The organism is Banduia mediterranea (assembly GCF_031846245.1).
Classification (GTDB): Bacteria; Pseudomonadota; Gammaproteobacteria; order Nevskiales; family Nevskiaceae; genus Banduia; species Banduia mediterranea.
Map to the genome: position 1 here is coordinate 1 of NZ_JAVRIC010000021.1, position 16,271 is coordinate 16,271.

Annotated in this window: 19 protein-coding genes and 1 pseudogene; 4 read left to right on the forward strand and 16 right to left on the reverse strand. The window is 64.1% G+C overall.

Annotated features, from left to right (window positions below):
• The 3 genes and pseudogenes from RM530_RS13580 to RM530_RS13590 form a co-directional block, all read right to left on the reverse strand.
• Positions 1 to 798 (reverse strand): annotated as a pseudogene (locus tag RM530_RS13580) (hypothetical protein); the annotation flags it as partial.
• Complete coding sequence (locus tag RM530_RS13585) at positions 780 to 1,415, reverse strand: LysE family translocator (RefSeq protein WP_311365795.1); 636 nt, start codon at positions 1,413 to 1,415, stop codon at positions 780 to 782. The gene RM530_RS13585 and the pseudogene RM530_RS13580, both read right to left, overlap by 19 nt.
• Complete coding sequence (locus RM530_RS13590) at positions 1,415 to 1,987, reverse strand: GNAT family N-acetyltransferase (protein ID WP_311365797.1); 573 nt, start codon at positions 1,985 to 1,987, stop codon at positions 1,415 to 1,417. The genes RM530_RS13585 and RM530_RS13590 overlap by 1 nt, the downstream gene beginning before the upstream one ends.
• Before the next feature lie 449 nt (positions 1,988 to 2,436).
• Here RM530_RS13590 and RM530_RS13595 point away from each other — a divergent pair, with 449 nt between their 5' ends.
• Positions 2,437 to 3,252, forward strand: coding sequence for a UDP-2,3-diacylglucosamine diphosphatase (locus tag RM530_RS13595; protein WP_311365798.1), 816 nt, complete (start codon positions 2,437 to 2,439; stop codon positions 3,250 to 3,252).
• Positions 3,253 to 3,748: 496 nt separating this feature from the next.
• Here RM530_RS13595 and ptsP read toward each other — a convergent pair whose 3' ends face one another.
• From ptsP to RM530_RS13660, 13 genes are all read right to left on the reverse strand, one after another.
• Complete coding sequence (gene ptsP, locus RM530_RS13600) at positions 3,749 to 5,485, reverse strand: phosphoenolpyruvate--protein phosphotransferase (protein WP_311365799.1); 1,737 nt, start codon at positions 5,483 to 5,485, stop codon at positions 3,749 to 3,751.
• A 34-nt stretch (positions 5,486 to 5,519) separates the two neighbouring features.
• Positions 5,520 to 5,795 carry an HPr family phosphocarrier protein gene (locus tag RM530_RS13605; protein WP_311365800.1) on the reverse strand — a complete coding sequence of 92 codons (276 nt, stop codon included), beginning with the start codon at positions 5,793 to 5,795 and terminating at the stop codon, positions 5,520 to 5,522.
• Positions 5,796 to 5,817: 22 nt separating this feature from the next.
• Positions 5,818 to 6,228, reverse strand: a complete 411-nt coding sequence (locus RM530_RS13610) for a PTS sugar transporter subunit IIA (RefSeq protein ID WP_311365868.1) — start codon at positions 6,226 to 6,228, stop codon at positions 5,818 to 5,820.
• On the reverse strand, positions 6,228 to 7,085 hold the full coding sequence (gene rapZ, locus RM530_RS13615; RefSeq protein WP_311365801.1) for an RNase adapter RapZ: 858 nt from the start codon (positions 7,083 to 7,085) through the stop codon (positions 6,228 to 6,230). The genes RM530_RS13610 and rapZ overlap by 1 nt, the downstream gene beginning before the upstream one ends.
• A 15-nt stretch (positions 7,086 to 7,100) precedes the next feature.
• Complete coding sequence (locus tag RM530_RS13620) at positions 7,101 to 8,039, reverse strand: hypothetical protein (protein ID WP_311365802.1); 939 nt, start codon at positions 8,037 to 8,039, stop codon at positions 7,101 to 7,103.
• 39 nt (positions 8,040 to 8,078) lie between these two features.
• Positions 8,079 to 8,525, reverse strand: coding sequence for a PTS sugar transporter subunit IIA (locus RM530_RS13625; protein ID WP_311365803.1), 447 nt, complete (start codon positions 8,523 to 8,525; stop codon positions 8,079 to 8,081).
• Positions 8,526 to 8,612: 87 nt separating this feature from the next.
• On the reverse strand, positions 8,613 to 8,936 hold the full coding sequence (hpf, locus tag RM530_RS13630; protein WP_311365804.1) for a ribosome hibernation-promoting factor, HPF/YfiA family: 324 nt from the start codon (positions 8,934 to 8,936) through the stop codon (positions 8,613 to 8,615).
• A 99-nt stretch (positions 8,937 to 9,035) separates the two neighbouring features.
• The gene (locus RM530_RS13635) at positions 9,036 to 10,490 is read right to left on the reverse strand and encodes an RNA polymerase factor sigma-54 (RefSeq protein ID WP_349256245.1); all 1,455 of its coding nucleotides are present in this window, start codon (positions 10,488 to 10,490) and stop codon (positions 9,036 to 9,038) included.
• 134 nt (positions 10,491 to 10,624) lie between these two features.
• On the reverse strand, positions 10,625 to 11,392 hold the full coding sequence (gene lptB / locus RM530_RS13640) for an LPS export ABC transporter ATP-binding protein (protein ID WP_311365869.1): 768 nt from the start codon (positions 11,390 to 11,392) through the stop codon (positions 10,625 to 10,627).
• The gene (locus RM530_RS13645) at positions 11,392 to 11,967 is read right to left on the reverse strand and encodes an LptA/OstA family protein (RefSeq protein WP_311365806.1); all 576 of its coding nucleotides are present in this window, start codon (positions 11,965 to 11,967) and stop codon (positions 11,392 to 11,394) included. The genes lptB and RM530_RS13645 overlap by 1 nt, the downstream gene beginning before the upstream one ends.
• Positions 11,951 to 12,508 (reverse strand): LPS export ABC transporter periplasmic protein LptC, encoded by a 558-nt coding sequence (gene lptC, locus RM530_RS13650; RefSeq protein WP_311365807.1) that lies wholly within the window; start codon positions 12,506 to 12,508, stop codon positions 11,951 to 11,953. The genes RM530_RS13645 and lptC overlap by 17 nt, the downstream gene beginning before the upstream one ends.
• A complete protein-coding gene (locus RM530_RS13655; protein WP_311365808.1) occupies positions 12,508 to 13,047 on the reverse strand; it encodes a KdsC family phosphatase in 540 nt (179 codons plus the stop codon). The genes lptC and RM530_RS13655 overlap by 1 nt, the downstream gene beginning before the upstream one ends.
• On the reverse strand, positions 13,044 to 14,015 hold the full coding sequence (locus RM530_RS13660) for a KpsF/GutQ family sugar-phosphate isomerase (protein WP_311365870.1): 972 nt from the start codon (positions 14,013 to 14,015) through the stop codon (positions 13,044 to 13,046). The genes RM530_RS13655 and RM530_RS13660 overlap by 4 nt, the downstream gene beginning before the upstream one ends.
• Positions 14,016 to 14,297: 282 nt before the next feature.
• Here RM530_RS13660 and RM530_RS13665 point away from each other — a divergent pair, with 282 nt between their 5' ends.
• The 3 genes from RM530_RS13665 to RM530_RS13675 are packed head-to-tail and all read left to right on the forward strand — an operon-like array spanning position 14,298 to position 16,267.
• On the forward strand, positions 14,298 to 15,227 hold the full coding sequence (locus RM530_RS13665) for an ABC transporter ATP-binding protein (RefSeq protein ID WP_311365810.1): 930 nt from the start codon (positions 14,298 to 14,300) through the stop codon (positions 15,225 to 15,227).
• Entirely contained in the window at positions 15,224 to 15,988 is a 765-nt protein-coding gene (locus RM530_RS13670) for an ABC transporter permease (RefSeq protein WP_311365811.1), read from the forward strand. The genes RM530_RS13665 and RM530_RS13670 overlap by 4 nt, the downstream gene beginning before the upstream one ends.
• A gap of 60 nt (positions 15,989 to 16,048) precedes the next feature.
• On the forward strand, positions 16,049 to 16,267 hold the full coding sequence (locus RM530_RS13675) for a BolA family protein (protein ID WP_311365812.1): 219 nt from the start codon (positions 16,049 to 16,051) through the stop codon (positions 16,265 to 16,267).
• The last annotated feature ends 4 nt before the right edge of the window (positions 16,268 to 16,271 follow it).

Sequence of the window (16,271 nt, forward strand, 5' to 3'; positions counted from 1 at the left end):
TGGCAAGGCGCGATAACGCCGCCCCCAGTTCTCGGCCTTGCGCTTGATGCGTTGCCGGTCCGTGTGATTCTTACCTGCATAGCGGGCCCAGTGCACCCGGTCCACCATCGAGGTGGTCTCCATGTATGTGTCGTGGGTCCGAAATAGTTGGCCATCACCGCCGATCGCCTCCAGATTGCCGTCGCCGGGCAGGCTGTTGTCGACGCGGTCCACGGCATAGCGGGTACCCCGTATCACGCCGCCTTCGACCCAGTATTCGGTGAATACCGTGGCGCAGGGTGTTGTACCCAGACCAGTCGGCCGGTGTTTCCAGCAATTCGTACAGCGACTGTCCACCGCCGTCCTGGGTGACCTGGACGTAGCCACCGTCGCTGGCGCGTCCGAAAGCCATCGGCTTGCTGCGCTCGTAGATGTGATCATGGTCGACCAGCAGCAGGTCGACGCCGTAGCGCAGCAAGATCTGTTCTTCGAGCAGGCCAGGCCCAGCTTGGGCGGAGTGCGGCCATCCTCGCTGGTCCAGATGGTGTAGTGCCGGGCGACGACGATGAAGTCGATTTCTCCGCGCGCGGCCTGTGCAAGCCCGGCCTCCATCGCCAGCAATTCGGTCGCCAGGCTGGCCGCCGAGATCACCCCGTCCAGCAGGCAGCCGGCCGTGCTGCAGAAGAAGTGCACGCGGCCATGGTCGAAACCGTAGTAGAAGTTCTGACCGAGCTGGTGGATTCGCGAGTCATAGCCATCACCGCCGCCGTCCTTGGCTTGGTGATTGCCGACTGGGACGGCTACAAGGAACGAGCCCATTCGAACAGCACCACCGCCCCCAGCCCGAACAGGACCACGCCCATCGCCCGGTCGATCAGGTGGGCTCGGGCCTGTAGTCGCCGTCGCAGGCCCGCGTGCGAGAGCATCAGTGCCAGCGCCGCGAACCAGGCGAAGGTCGCCAGCGGCAGCCACAAGCCGATCGTCAGCCGCAAGGCCCAATTCTGGGTTCCGGTGGCGACGGCGGAGAACAGGGCGACGAAGAACAGTGCCGCCTTGGGATTGAGGAGATTGGTCGCGAGGCCCAGGCCGTAGCTCTTGCGTGAGGCGACGACTGCGTCCGGCGCCAGCGTCTGTGCGCTCATCGGCCGGGCGCGCAGCGACTTGAAGCCGATCCAGATCAGTACCGCGGCGCCGAGTACGGCGGCGACATCCAGTAACGGCGGAAACGCTTGTACCGCCCAGCCCAGGCCGAACAGACCGTAAGCCACATGGAACAGGATGCCGCTGCCGATGCCGGCGGCGGTCCACACGCCGGCGGCGCGGCCATAGGCCAGCGACTGGCGGATCACGACGGCGAAATCGGGCCCGGGGCTGATCACTCCCAGCGCGTGCGCCAGCATCACGGTGACGAACATCGACCAGTCGGCCTGGGACATCAGCGGTCACGGTCCTGTCGGTATGCATCCGGCCAGGGCCCGCTTATCGGCGGCAGCACACGTTCGGTCTGTTCGGTGCGAAACACCTCGAAGCCGCGGCGGCGATAGTTGTCGAGTGCGCGCGGATGGTCCAGCGAGCAGGTATGGACCCAGACGCGACCTGTGCCGGGCAGCGCCCAGGCCCGCGCGGTGCCGGTATAGAGCAGCCAGGCGCCAAGACCCGTGCCGATGGCCTGCGGCAGCAGGCCGAAATAGACGATTTCGACATCGCCTTGCGATTGTTGCTCCAGCTCGATGTAGCCGCTGGGTGCGCCGCCTTGCCTGGCCAGCCAGATCGAAACCTGCTCGCGATCCAGCCATCGCTGCCAGCGCGCATGCGTCCACGACAGCCGGTCATGCCAGTGCCAGTCACCGCCCACGGCGGTATACAGATAGCGGGCAAACGCCGGTGTCGGTGCGATGACGCGTTCGAAAGCCAGGTCCGCTGCTGCTGTCGACGGCGGGCGCGGCGCCGGGATCAGCATCTCGGCCCGCAGCATTTGCAGTGACCATGTCGTGATCGTCGTCAGCACCGGAGTCGGGTATCCACCATGAAAGGATCGGCGCGAAGGATAATGGCTGAACCGGCCGCTCGCGAACGGCGCGCCTGCGTGTGGTTTCGGGTCGTGCTTCAAATCATTCGACAACGTGCCGCGTCACAGGCTTGATGAGCCTGGTCATGATCTCCAGCCCAGCGTGCGATGGACCCGCGCAGACCGACGAGCTTGCCGCGCGTGGGGCGACGCTGGCGCGTCTGCCCAAGGGCGCCCGCGCGGTGTTGATCCTGCACCGCCGTGGAGATGCACAGCTTTTCCGGTTCCCTGGTTTCCGATTGGGGTGCTGGGACCGGTCGTATCGAACTGGAGAGCTTCAGCGGCGACATTGAACTACGCACAAAACCCGTAGCCCGAAGCCTGAGGTCATCGGACTGTCACTGCGGGCCCCGATACTCGCCCGAGAGAATCAACCCGCGAGGATCATGATGACTACTGCGACCGATACTGCACCACGCTACCGAACGATCTGGATCTCGGACGTGCATCTCGGCACGCCGGGTTGCCAGGCCGAGTATCTGGTCGATTTCCTCAAGCACAATCATTGCGACACGCTCTATCTGGTCGGCGACATCATCGACGGCTGGAAGCTCAGCGGTGGTTGGTACTGGCCGCAGGAGCACACCAATGTCGTGCGCAAGGTGCTGACCAAGGCCAAGCGCGACACCAAGGTGTACTACGTCACCGGCAATCATGACGAGTTCCTGCGCCGCTTTGTTGGTTTCGGTCTGGCGATGGGCAATATCCAGGTCGTCAACGAGCACGTGCACATCACCGCCGACGGACGTCGGTTGCTGGTGACGCATGGTGATGCCTTCGACGTGATCACGCGATATCACAAGTGGCTGGCGCTGGTGGGTGATGCCGCCTACAACGGCATGATGAAGGCCAATCATTATTTCAACCGCGCGCGGCGATGGCTCAACATGCCGTACTGGTCGCTGTCAGCGTATGCCAAGCAGAAGGTGAAAAACGCCGTCAACATCATTTCGGAATTCGAGGAGGCGGTGGCGCGGGAGTGTCGGCGCCGTGGTCTCGATGGGGTGGTCTGCGGCCACATCCATCATGCCGAAATCCGCGACATCGATGGCGTGACCTACCTCAATTGCGGTGATTGGGTCGAATCCTGTACCGCGCTGGCGGAGGATCGCAACGGCAATATCGAGATTCTGCGCTGGATCGATATCGCTCGCCTCGATCAGCGCGACAAGGTGACCGCATTGAGCGCACGCACCGGAAGCTGAGCGCCCCCCTGCGGGGGGCAACCAGGTCTCGGCACCGTTCGTTCTTCCGAAAATGTCGGCCGGTGGAAATATTTATTTCCGCTTTACTTCTGTGCATCGAACCAGCTTAGAATCGCTCCAACAGGCGAGCTCCCTGGTGCTTGATTCAATCCCCCAGATGGTGGATGCGCCCCAGGGTTCGACGCGATGGTCATCGTGATAGGGAAGTCTTCGGGGGCTTTGACGTGGTGATGATTCAGCCGCTGTGCTGAATGCCCCGCTTCAATAAGAAGGATTTTGTGCCCAGTTGCGTCGCCAGGGTGTGGCGGCGACGCAAGCGCAATTTTGTCAATTTGAAGTCTGCCGGAGCATCAACATGCGGTACTACGACTCAGCCTTGGGCCGATACCGGTTCAAACGAAGATACAGCTTCGCGGCCTACGGATTCGCCGCGGGCATTGCACTGGGATTTCTGATCGCCGTGCTTATGTAGGCCGATCGAGCACCGCCGAGTACCTCAGCCGATTCCGATCTGGTGCAGCCGATCCTGCAGCTCATGAATATCCGTGGTGTTCAGCGCGTGATCCACGGCTAGACGCAGTGCCGCGATGTCGGCGTCCAGAATGATGCGCTTGACCTCCAGCACGCTGGAGGGATGCATCGAGAATTCGGTCAGACCGAGCCCCAGTAGCAGCCGCGCGTACTGCGGGTCGCCAGCCATTTCGCCACACATCGCAACGGGAATGCCGGCCTGGTCACCGGCTTCGATCGTCATCCGGATCAATCGCAGCACGGCGGGATGCAAGGGGTCGTACAGGTAATTGATCTCATCGTCGCCGCGATCGATCGCCAGTGTGTACTGGATCAGGTCGTTGGTGCCGATCGAGAAGAACTGCGCGTGTCGCGCCAGCATCGGAGCGGCGAGGGCTGCGGCCGGAACCTCGATCATCGCACCGACCGGCACCCGGGCGCCCATCGCCACGCCTTCACGGTGCAGCTGAACCCGTTCATCCTCGATCAGGCGCCGCGCCTGTCTGAACTCCGCGGTACTGGAGATCATCGGAAGCATGATCTGGACCTGGCCGAGCGCGGAGGCGCGCAGCAGGGCGCGAATCTGGGTGCGAAACAGATCCAGATCCTTCAGGCACAGGCGGATCGCACGCAAACCCAGGGCGGGATTGCTGGGCTTCGGACCGGGACGGTTTGCGGAATCGACCTGTTTGTCGGCGCCGAGGTCGAGTGTCCGGATCGTGATCGGACCGTTCACGGCGGAGACGACGCTGGAGTACGCTTCGAACTGCTCGTTCTCGTCGGGCAGCGTCTTGCGATTCATGAACAGAAATTCGGTGCGGTACAGACCGACGCCTTCGGCCCCGACACGCTTGGCTTCCTTGCTGTCCTCGCTCAGCTCGATATTCGCCAACAGCCGCACTTTGACGCCGTCGCGTGAGATCGCGGGATCGTCCTTGTGCCGGATCAGCATGCGCCGATAGCGCTCGTCGCGCTCCTGACGGCGGCGATAGAACCTCAGCGCGCGTTCGTCCGGCGCGGCCACCAGATGCCCGGCCTGGCCGTCGACGATGATGTGCTCGCCTTCCCGCAGCCAGCGCCGGGCGTTGTTGACGCCCACCACCGCGGGAATGCCCAGACTGCGTGCGAGAATCGCCGTGTGCGATAACGGGCCGCCGTATTCGGTCACGAACGCGGCAGTGGATTGCTGTGCGAGCAGGATGATGTCGGCGGGGGTGATGTCGTCGGCGACGATGACCGCCGGTACGCCGTCGCGGTCGGCGTGCGCGGAAACATGGCGGTCGTTCTTCAGCAGTACGCGCATGATTCGCGCAACGACATGCTCGACATCGTCCCGTCGCGTGCGCAGATAGGGATCGTCCATCTGTTCGAACACCGCTGCCAGCGCGTCGCCGGTGCGGCGCAGCGCGGCCTCGGCGTTGACGCCGCCATTGCGAATATGGGTGACGGTGGACTCGGTGATGGAGCGGTCATCGATCATCAGCAGATGGGTATCGATGAACGCCGCGATGTCCTGTGGCGTGTTCGCGGGAATTTGCGCGCGGACCTCGCGCAGCTGTTCGGCCGCACGGCGCTGCGCGCCGTAGAAGCGCGTGATCTCGTGTTCGATCTCGTTGGCGGCCAGTGAATATTCCGGAATATCCAGATCGCCGCCGGACAGCTTCTGCACGCGGCCGATGGCGATGCCGCGGGAAACGCCGAGACCGGAGTACCAAAGGCTCATGGTCGGGGCGGCCGGGCCCTGATGCACCAGACGCTCACGCCCGTTCTCCAAATCGGTCCGCCACCAATGCCACGAGTGCCTCGACGGCGGCGCCGGCGTCTTCGCCGTCCGCGACCAGGGTGATCCGGCTACCACGTGCGGCGGCCAGCATCATCACGCCCATGATGCTCTTGCCACTGACTTCGCGGCCGTCCTTGCGCACGCGAACGTCGGCTTCGAAGCCGGAGGCGGTGGTGACCAGCTTCGCGGCGGCACGCGCATGCAGACCCAGGCGGTTGACGATTTCGACGGTGCGCTCGACGGTTTTCATGGCTACGACGGATCGGGCGGGTTCAGGAGGAGGGGCGGGAACAGATCACAATGCCGCGTTGTCCGCCTTCGACGGCATTTCGGGCCATCTCGGCGAGTTCCAACTGCGGATAGTTGAAGATGCGCACCATCATCGGCAGGTTGACGCCCGCGACGACGGTGGTGCGCTCGTCGGTGTTGAACTGGTTGGCGATGTTGCTGGGGGTGGATCCGTAGGCATCGGTCAGTAACAGAACCCCGCTGCCGCGATCGAGCCGGTCGATCATGCGCCGGCCCTGACGTTGCAGCATGTTCGGATCCTGGATGCGCCGTACTTCGAGTACATCACAGGGCAAGGGCAGTGGGCCGAGCATGTCCGCCAGGGTTTCCAGCAGGAAGTGACCGAGCTTGCCATGCGTGACCAGCAGCAGGCCGACCGGTGCGGCCGCCTGCATCACCGGTGTGTCTCGCGATGGCGCACGATGATCGGATCGAAGCGGTCGCGCATGAGCTGCGCGAGGCGCTCCACAATGAATACGGAGCGATGCTGCCCCCCGGTGCAGCCGATGCCCACGGTGAGGTAGGAGCGGTCCTGTGCGTCGAATGAGGGCAGCCAGGATTCGAGGAAGCCCTGAATGTCGCCGAGCATGCGTTGGACCTCATCCTGCGCCGCCAGATAGTCGGCCACCGGTTGGTCACGGCCGCTCAGTGCGCGCAGGCCAGGCTCCCAGTGCGGGTTCGGCAGGCAGCGCACGTCGAACACGAAATCGAGGCCGTCGGGCACGCCGTTCTTGAAGCCGAAGGATTCGAAGGTCAAGACCATCCGGCCCGGTACGCCGGGGCTGCGCAACTGGATCGTTTCGCGCAACTGGTGCACGTTCATGTCCGTGGTGTCGAGCGTGAGATGGGCAAGGTTGGCGATCGGGCTGAGCAGGCGGCGTTCCAGTCGGATCGCTTCGTTGAGCGGTGTATCGGCGCCAGACAGCGGATGCCGCCGCCGGGTTTCGTTGTAGCGTCGTCTCAGACTTTCGTCCGACGCCGTCAGAAAGATCACCTGGGCTTCGATGTCGATTCCGCGCAGCTGGTCCAGATAGACCGGAAACTGTGCGATTTCCTCGGGACTTTCACGTGCGTCGATACCGATCGCCAGGCGCTCGTAGCGGTCGCGCAGCGTTACCGCGGTGTGCTGCGAAAGATGCGCCACCAGCGCCAGGGGCAGATTGTCGATGCAGAAGTGCCCCATGTCCTCGTACTGGCGCAGCGCGACGCTCTTGCCGGCGCCGGACAGTCCGCTGACGATGACCAGTTCCATTGCTGCGATCGGATCCTATTGCGTCCGGGGGCGGTTGATGGCGGCCTGTTGCCGTTCGGCGAATTCGAGGTCGGCGCGCTGGCCGTACAGCCGCAGCCAGAAATCGCGACAGGCGGCTTCCACCAGTGTCGCCAGATTATGCCCGATGGTGACCGGCATCGTGATCTGGGGAATGTCGATGTCGAGCCAGGCCCGGCTTCCGCGCTGGCCTTGAAGGCGCTGCAGATAGGCTTCCGGGTCTGTGGTCGAGGCGCGTTTCAGATGCAGCGCCAGATCGATTCCGACAGTGTCGCGTATGGCCACCGTTCCGTACATCGATCGCGCGTCCAGTATGCCCAGACCACGAACCTCCAACATGCCGTTGAGCAGGCTCGGGCTGCGGCCTTCGAGCACTGGACCTGGCAGGCGCCGCAGTTCCACGGCGTCGTCGGCGACCAGACGGTGCCCGCGCGACAGCAATTCCAGCGCCAGTTCGCTCTTGCCGATTCCGGACTCGCCGGTCAACAGCACGCCCAGGCCAAACACATTCAAGAGCACGCCGTGGACGGTTACCCGCGGCGCGCGCAGCGCTTCAAGAGCCTGACGCAAGCGTGCAACGGCCTGATGTGCAGGCAGCGAGCTTGAAGCCAGGCTGAAATGCCGGAGCGCGGAATCGGCGGTGTCGATGACGGCGCCCGGGGTCAGCAGCAGGCTGTGCAAGCCCGCCTTCGCCAGCGTGCCGAAACAGCGCGTGCGGGTGGCGGGATCGCTGCGCTGGCACCATGCCGTCGCGGCGTCTCCGACAATCGCCAGTCCGCGCGACAGACTCGGATGGAAATAGCCGAGGGTGGAGACTGCCTGTGCCGGATTCGGGTCGCGCAGCCAATGTGTATCCGGCAGAGTCTCAACAAGACTGCGCAGCTCGGGATCGGCGCGACGCCCCGAGGCCGGTTCGATCGGTACTTCGGCGTCCATGCGCCCGGGCCTGAATTGGCGTTCGCTCAGGCGATGGGGCTATTGCCCGAACAGTTCGAGCAGGGCGCCTGCGTCGCCGGTTTCGCGCAGGCTGGCGCAGAACGCCTCGTCGGAGAAGGATTCGGCGATCGCCGCAAGTATCTTGAGATGCTGCTCGGTGGCGGCCTGCGGCACCAGCAGGCCGAACATCAGGTCGACCGCCTGTCCGTCGTGCGCGCTGTAGTCCACCGGATGCTTGAGCCGGACGAAGGCCCCGACCGCCTGCTCGATGCCGGCCATGCGCCCGTGCGGAATCGCCACGCCGTGGCCGAGGCCGGTGCTGCCCAGTTTCTCGCGTCCGCTCAGCGCGGAGAGAATATCGCTCTCATCCAGCGCGGGGGTTCCCTGCGACAACAGCTTGGACAGTTCCTCCAGTGCGCGCTTCTTGCTGGTCACCGTGACGCCGCTGGCGATCCGGTCCGCAGCCAGTACTTCTTTGAGTTTCATTGAGACGGCTCCCAGATGTGGGACGGTTGGGTCGTTGCGCAAAAGCAAAAGGCCCAGCCGCTCCCAAGCGGCTGGGCCTTCATCAGTTTACTGCTCGAAAACGTGCTTCTGCGCTTCCTTGGCGTGATGATCCCGGGACAGCTCCTTGAACTTGCGGGTCTGACGGTCGAGACGGTCGATCAATTGATCGATCGCCGCGTACATGTCGCCTTCCACCGCTTCGGCGTGCAGATTGCCGCCGCATGCGTGCACCGTCGCTTCGGCCTTGTGTCGCTGTTTTTCGACAGTCAGCACGACGTGGGCGTCGAGCATCTTGTCGAAATGTCGTTCGACGCGCTGCATTTTCAGCTGGACATAGTCGCGCAGCGGATCGGTCAGATCGAGGTGGTGTCCGGAGATGTTCAAGTTCATGCAATGACTCCTAACGAAATGGGTCGGCAGTGACCCAGAGGGAAACCCCGTGGCCGGGTGCGTCATTACATGCCGCCTACCGCGGCAACGGGGTTCCGGTTAGGCCATGCGGCGGCGCTCGTGGGCGGCCGGGATTCCCAGTGCTTCCCGATACTTCGCGACGGTCCGTCGGGCGACCTGGATGCCATCCTTCAGCAGCAGGGTCGACAGTGTCGCATCGGAGAGCGGTTTGTCAGGAGTTTCCTGGCCGACCAGGCGCTTGATCATGGCCTGGATCGCGGTCGCAGAGCAGGTGCCTCCTTGTGTGGTTCGAACGTGGCTTGAGAAGAAGTACTTGAGTTCGTACAAACCTCTCGGCGTCAGCATATATTTGTTTGCGGTCGCGCGCGAAACCGTGGACTCGTGGATACCCAGATTCTCGGCCACGTCGCGCAGCACCAGCGGCCGCATCGCTTCGTCGCCATAGTCCAGAAAGGCCCGCTGTTCCTCGATGATCCGGGTTGCGACGCGCAACAGCGTTTCATTGCGACTTTTCAATGAATTCAGGAAGTAACGGGCTTCCTGCAGGTGCTGCTTGAGCGTTTGCTGGTCGCTGGAATTGTCGGCGCGGCGGATCAGGCCCATGTAGTGGCGATTGATGCGCACGCGCGGCGCGATTTCCGGATTCAGCGACACCTGCCAGCGGCCGGACTTCTTGACCACAAAGACGTCCGGAACGATGTATTCGGGCTCGGTGCCGGCGTAGGGACGGCCGGGATGCGGTTGCAGTGACTGGATCACGGCGACGGCCTGTTGCAGGCGTTCCCGATCCAGCCCGGTAACGCGGCACAGCAGATTTTCGTCCTGCCGCGCCAGTTCGGCCATGTGCTTGTCAACGATCCGGAGCGCGGCGCTGCAGATCACGTCGTCGCAATCGTGCTGCTGCAGTTGCAAGCGCAGGCATTCGGAGAGATCGCGCGCGGCGACGCCGGGCGGATCGAAGTCCTGTACCAGCGCCAGAACCCGGTCGATGTCGTCCGTGTCGATGCCGGGCATTTCCAGCAGACGGGTGGACACGCCTTCCCAATCATCGAGATAGCCATCTTCGTTGACCGCGTCGACGAGATGGGCGGCGATCTCGGCGTCCCGTTCATTGAACGAACACAGCCCGGCCTGCCACAGCAGATGGTCGCGCAGGGTGCCGTTGGCGTGCAGGCTGGCCTGGCGGTACTCGTAGAGTTCGGCTTCGGCCTCGGCATCACGGTGAGGCGCGCCGTCGTAGCTGTCCGACCAGATCTCCAGGTCCAGCTCGCCGCTGACCGGTGTTTCGTCGCTGGTGGGCTTTTCCGCCGCGTTCTCGTCGCGCAGCGCGACCTCGTCGATCGGTGCGGCGCCTTCTTCCTCGATGCGTTCGAGCATCAGATTGGAGTCCAGCGCCTGCTGGATTTCGGTCTGCAGGTCGAGCGTCGACAGCTGCAACAGGCGAATGGCCTGCTGCAGCGCAGGCGTCATCGCCAGGGTCTGACCCATTCGGAGCGAAAGGTTCTGTCTCACGAGTGATTTCTTGCCGCGCATGCTTTTTGCATAAGGCGCATTGTACGCAGCCCGACCGGGCTTGCGGGAGCCCTGGGTGGTTGTGGTAACGTCGCCCGGATATTAACTGAGCATGAACGGACGCCTACGGCGTCGAGCGCGTCTTCAGGTCGGCTTCAGAGCCTGAAGTCTTCTCCCAGATAGACGCGTCGCACCCGCTCATCACGCTCGATCGTGGCCGGATCGCCTTCGGCGATCACTTCGCCTTCGGCAAGAATGTAGGCCCGCGAGCAGATTCCCAGCATTTCCCGCACATTGTGATCCGTGACCAGCACGCCGATCCCGTGGCGCTGCAATTGCGTGATGATCGAGTGGATGTCCTTGACGGCGATCGGGTCCACGCCCGCGAACGGTTCGTCGAGCAGGATGAAGCGCGGGTTCGCCGCCAGTGCCCTGGCGATCTCGACCCGGCGGCGCTCACCGCCGGACAGCGACTGACCCAGTCCGTCGCGGATGTGTTCGATGCGAAATTCCTGCAGCAGGCGTTCGAGCTCGTCCTTGCGTCCCGCCGCGTCGAGATCCTTGCGGACCTCCAGCACGGCACGAATGTTGTCAGCGGTGCTCAGCTTGCGGAACACGCTGGCTTCCTGCGGCAGATAGCCCAGGCCGCGGCGCGCGCGAGTGTGCATCGGCAGATGGGTGATGTCTTCGCCGTCGAGCTCGATGCGCCCGCCGTCGGCCGCGATCAGGCCCACCATCATGTAGAACGAGGTGGTCTTGCCGGCGCCGTTGGGGCCGAGCAGGCCGACGATTTCACCGGCGCGCACACTCATTGATACATCGCGAACCACCGTGCGCTTCTTGAAGCGCTTGAGCAGGTGATGGGCTTCGAGCAAGGAGCCGCTCCGGGCAGCGGCGTCGGCAGGGGAGCGCTCGGCTTGCATCACGGCTGTTTGTCCTTGGTGTCTTGTTCGAGCGTCGCCGGGTCCAGGGTGATCCGCACCTGACCGCTGGTGCCGCCGCTGGCCTGGATTCGACGTTCGTTGAGATCGTACCGCAGGATATCCGTGGTCAGGCGGTCGCGGCCGCGCAACAGGCGCACCTCGCCGGTCAGTTGCAGGACGCCGTTGCGCGAGTCGTACTCGATGCGTTGCGCGTTGGCGTCCACCGGCGGCGCCTCCTTGCCGACGCCGCCGTTGTGCGCGAAGCGAGCCGGAGCACCGGTGACCACGATCACGAACTGGCGATTGTCGAGCTGGCGTAGTTCCAGTTCGTCGCCGGACAGATTGAAGTCCCGTGCGCTGACCTTGACGTCCCCTCGGTAGATGGCCCGGCCGTCGCGCAGGATGTCTGCGCTTTGCGCTTCGATGTCGATCGGTCCGGTTGGCCGCTGATAGCCCGGCGCGGCAGCGGCGCTGACCGGCGTTTCGGCAGCCTGCTGTGCCCAACAAGCCGGAGCGATGCCTCCCAGCGACAGCGCCAGCAGCAACAAGAGGCCGAATCTACTCGCTCGGGTCATAGCGCACCTTGACGTTGCCCTGCAGTTGAACCCGATCGGCGTCCCAATCCGCGCGCATGCCGTTGGCGTTGGCGGAGCGGGCCACGCCGGCAATGGATACCGGGGTTTCGGTGTAGATCTGATGCACCTCCGGGTCGACCCACATCTGCTGTGTCTCCAGTTTCAGCGGCGGATCGCCCGGCCAATGTCCCTCGATCGTCACCGTGTTCTCCAGCAGCAGGCGCCGCGAATCCGGCGGTGAATAGCCTGTGGGCGCGCGCAGAACCCACGGCCCCTGCTCGCCGCCAAGCTGGTCCACGGTGAGTTCGGTGAGGCGCGCCGAATCGTCGGCAAGCATTACGATGCGTTGGGTGCGTACGCGTTGTTCCGGGTTGCCGTTGGCGTCGTAGCGTACCCATTCGGTATTGTCGAGATAGTAGCGTGGGCGATCGGCGTCGAGCGCTGTGCTCTGCGCGGCCGGTCGCTTCACCGATACCCAGGTCAGGCCCAGCAAGGCGACGGTAATGGCGAAGGCGAACAGCGGGGCGGGACGCTTCGGCATCAACCGGCACCCACGGTGCCGGCCGCGTCCGATTGGCCGCGCGCGTCCATCAGCAGGTCGCAGGCTTCGCGCACGGCGCCGTCGCCGCCGCGCCGCGTGCTGACCCAATGGGCGGCCGACAGAGCGGAACGGTGCGCATCGGCCACCGTCAGCGCGAGACCGCAGCGTCGCAGCAGCGGCAGGTCCGGCAGATCATCGCCCATGGCGGCACATTGGTCGGCTTCGAGTCCGAGTAGGGTTCGAATCTCTTCGAACGCGGGAAGCTTGTCTTCGGTGGACAGACGCAGATGGCGAACGCCCAGCGATTCGAAGCGGCGCCGCATCGCGGGCGAGGGCCGTCCCGAGATGATCGCCACCTCGATGCCGGCCTTCATCGCCAGCTTGATGCCAAGCCCGTCCTTGACATCCACGGCCTTGAGTTCGAGGCCGTCCGGCCCGAGATACAGCTTGCAGTCGGTCAGCACGCCGTCGATGTCCAGGAACAGGCAGCGGATGCGGGCCGCGCGGCGTTGCAGTTCTGCGGTATCGAGCCGATTCATACGACACCCGCACGCAGCAGGTCGTGCATGTGCAGCACGCCCTGAATCCGTTGGTCCGCGTCCAGCACCAGCAGCACCGTGATCTTGTGCCGTTCCATCAGGTTGACCGCTTCGGCGGCAAGCTGGTCTGCGCCGACGGAATGGCCGCCGCGCGTCATCACCTGTTCGATCGGTGTGTGATGAATGTCGACGCCGCTGTCGAGCACTCGGCGCAGGTCACCGTCGGTGAATACGCCGATGGCATGATCATCGTCATCGACGATGGCGGTGATGCCCAGGCCCTTGCGCGACATCTCCAGCAGCGCGGCGGACAGCGTGACTTCGCTGCCGACCCTGGGGATGCGTTCACCGGTGTTCATGATCTCGCCGACCTTCAGCAGCAGGCGGCGTCCGAGCGAGCCGCCGGGATGGGTCAGCGCGAAGTCGGCTTCGGTGAAGCCGCGGGCTTCGAGCAGTGCGATCGCGAGCGCGTCGCCCATCGCGAGCGTCACGGTGGTGCTGGACGTAGGCGCCAGGTTCATCGGGCAGGCTTCCAGGGCCACGGAGACGTCGATGTGCACGTTGGCCTGCTGCGCCAGTGTCGAGGCCGGCTTGCCGGTCATCGCGATCAGCGGCACGCCCAGGCGCTTGATCAGCGGCAGGATGGTGACGATCTCGGAGGTTTCGCCGGAATACGAAATCGCCAGTACCACGTCCTGGCGCGTGATCATGCCGAGGTCGCCGTGGCTGGCTTCACCGGGATGCACGTAGAACGCCGGTGTGCCGGTGGAGGCCAGTGTTGCCGCGATCTTGTTGCCGATGTGTCCGGATTTGCCCATCCCGGTAACGACCACGCGCCCCTGGCAGGCCAGCATCAGTTCGCAGGCCTGCACAAAGCTGCCGTCGACACGCGCGAACAGCGCCTCGATGGCGTCGCGTTCGATCTCCAGTACCTTTCGGCCCAGGCGAATCAGCTCGGGATGGTCCATCGTCTCGGGTGCGCGAAAATGGGCGGATGCGGAGTTTAGCCGATGGCCGGCGCCCAAACCCAAACGCTCATCGCCCAAGCGCTCATCGCTCATCGCTTGATGCTGGCGTAGGCGTCCAGCGGCGCTCCCGCATGGCGCAGGGCATCGCCCAGGGGTCGGCAGGCTGTGGTGCAGCCACCAGCGCGCAATCGTCGGCTCGGTGAACAGACGACCCTGCAGCGGATTGCCGAAACATTGCTGCGCGCGCAGAGCCGTCGAAGCGGCGCTAGAATCCGCCGCCTTATGAGCTCATCCCAAGTAGCGGCGCTCGAAATATCGGGGCTGCAGAAACACTATGGTTCGGTGCACGCGCTCAGGGGCGTGGATCTGCGCGTCGAACGCGGCGAGTTTTTCGGACTGCTCGGCCCGAACGGCGCCGGCAAGTCCACGCTGATCAGCGTCGTTGCCGGACTGGTGCGCGCCGACACCGGCAGCGTCGCGGTGCTCGGCCACGATACCGTGCGCGATTGGCGGGCGGCTCGGCGCAATCTCGGCGTGGTGCCGCAGGAACTGGTGTTCGACCCCTTCTTCAAGGTGCTCGACATGCTGCGTATCCAGGCTGGCTACTACGGTTGCGGCAAGGAAGTGTGGCCGTGGATCGATGAGTTGCTGGAACGACTCGATCTGGCCGGCAAGCGCGACCAGTCGTTGCGCTCCCTGTCCGGCGGTATGAAGCGGCGCGTGCTGATCGCGCAGGCGCTGGTGCACAAACCTCCGTTGGTGATCCTCGACGAGCCGACCGCCGGCGTGGATGTCGAGCTGCGGCGCACGCTGTGGAGCTTCGTGCGCGACCTGCATGCCCAGGGCACGACGGTGGTACTGACTACGCACTATCTGGAAGAAGCTCAGGACCTGTGCGAGCGCATCGCGATCGTCGACAAGGGGCTGGTGCGTGTGGTCGAGACCACCAAGCAGTTGCTGGGGCGCCATCCCTATCGCTTTCTGCGTTTGCAACTTGCCGGTGGCGGGGTGTTGCCGGAACCGCTGCGTCCGTTGGTGACCTCGGAAAAGGACGGCGTGCTGGAACTCAAGCTGGAACGGGAGGCGCATCCGATTGGCGGTGTGTTTCAAGCACTCAGCAGCGCCGGACTCGAAATCGGCGATGTGCAGACGCGCGACCCCGATCTCGAAGACGTCTTTCTGGAGCTGACCTACCCGGGGACCCACTCATGAACGACCATATCGGTTTCCGGACACTGCTCAAGAAAGAGGTCCAGCGATTCTGGTCGGTACTCGGCCAGACCGTGACCGCACCGGTGGTGACCGCGCTGCTGTATCTGCTGGTGTTCGCGCAGGCGATGAAAGGTCGCGCGCCGGTTTATCCAGGCGTGGAGTACACCGAATTCCTGGTGCCCGGGCTGGTGATGATGACGGTCATCCAGAACGCCTTTGCCAATAGCGCGTCCAGTCTCACGCAATCCAAGATCATGGGCAGCCTGGTGTTCCTGATGATGGCGCCGCTGGGCGCTTTCGAATGGTTCGCCGCCTATGTGGTGGCGTCGGTGCTGCGCGCCTTCCTGGTGGCCGCCGCGATGTTGATCGTGACGCTTCCGTTCGTGGGTCTGACGTTTCATTCGCCGCTGGTGCTGGTGGCGATGTTCCTGCTGACGGCCGGTACGCTGGCGAGCCTCGGCATCATTGCCGGTATCGTCTCGACCAAGTTCGATCACATCGCCTCGTTCACCAATTTCATCATCACCCCGTTGTCGTTCCTGTCGGGTGTGTTCTATTCGGTGCACGCCCTGCCGCCGCTGGCCTACACCGCCTCGCGCTTCAATCCGTTCTTCTACATGATCGACGGATTCCGCTATGGCTTCTTCGGCGATGCCGACGTGCCGGCCTGGCAGAGCCTGTGCTGGACCGCGGCCGGATTCACGATCGTGGCCAGCGTCGCGCTGTGGATGCTGATCACCGGCTACAAGCTGCGTCGCTGAGCCGCGCGGGTCCAACGGGCGTTAAGCTCCACTCAACCAATCAAGCAGGGTACGAGTCAAATGACCGCAGACGAAATCAAGCATCTGATCGAGACCGGCCTGCCGGACGCCACCGTCAGCGTGATCGGCGATGACGGCGCGCATTTCCAGGCGGAAGTCGTGTGGGCCGGGTTCCAAGGCAAGAACATGATCGCTCAGCATCGCGAGGTTTACGCCACGCTCGGCGCTCGCATGGGCAATGAGATTCACGCCTTGCAGCTGCGTACGCGCGCCAGCTGAGCCG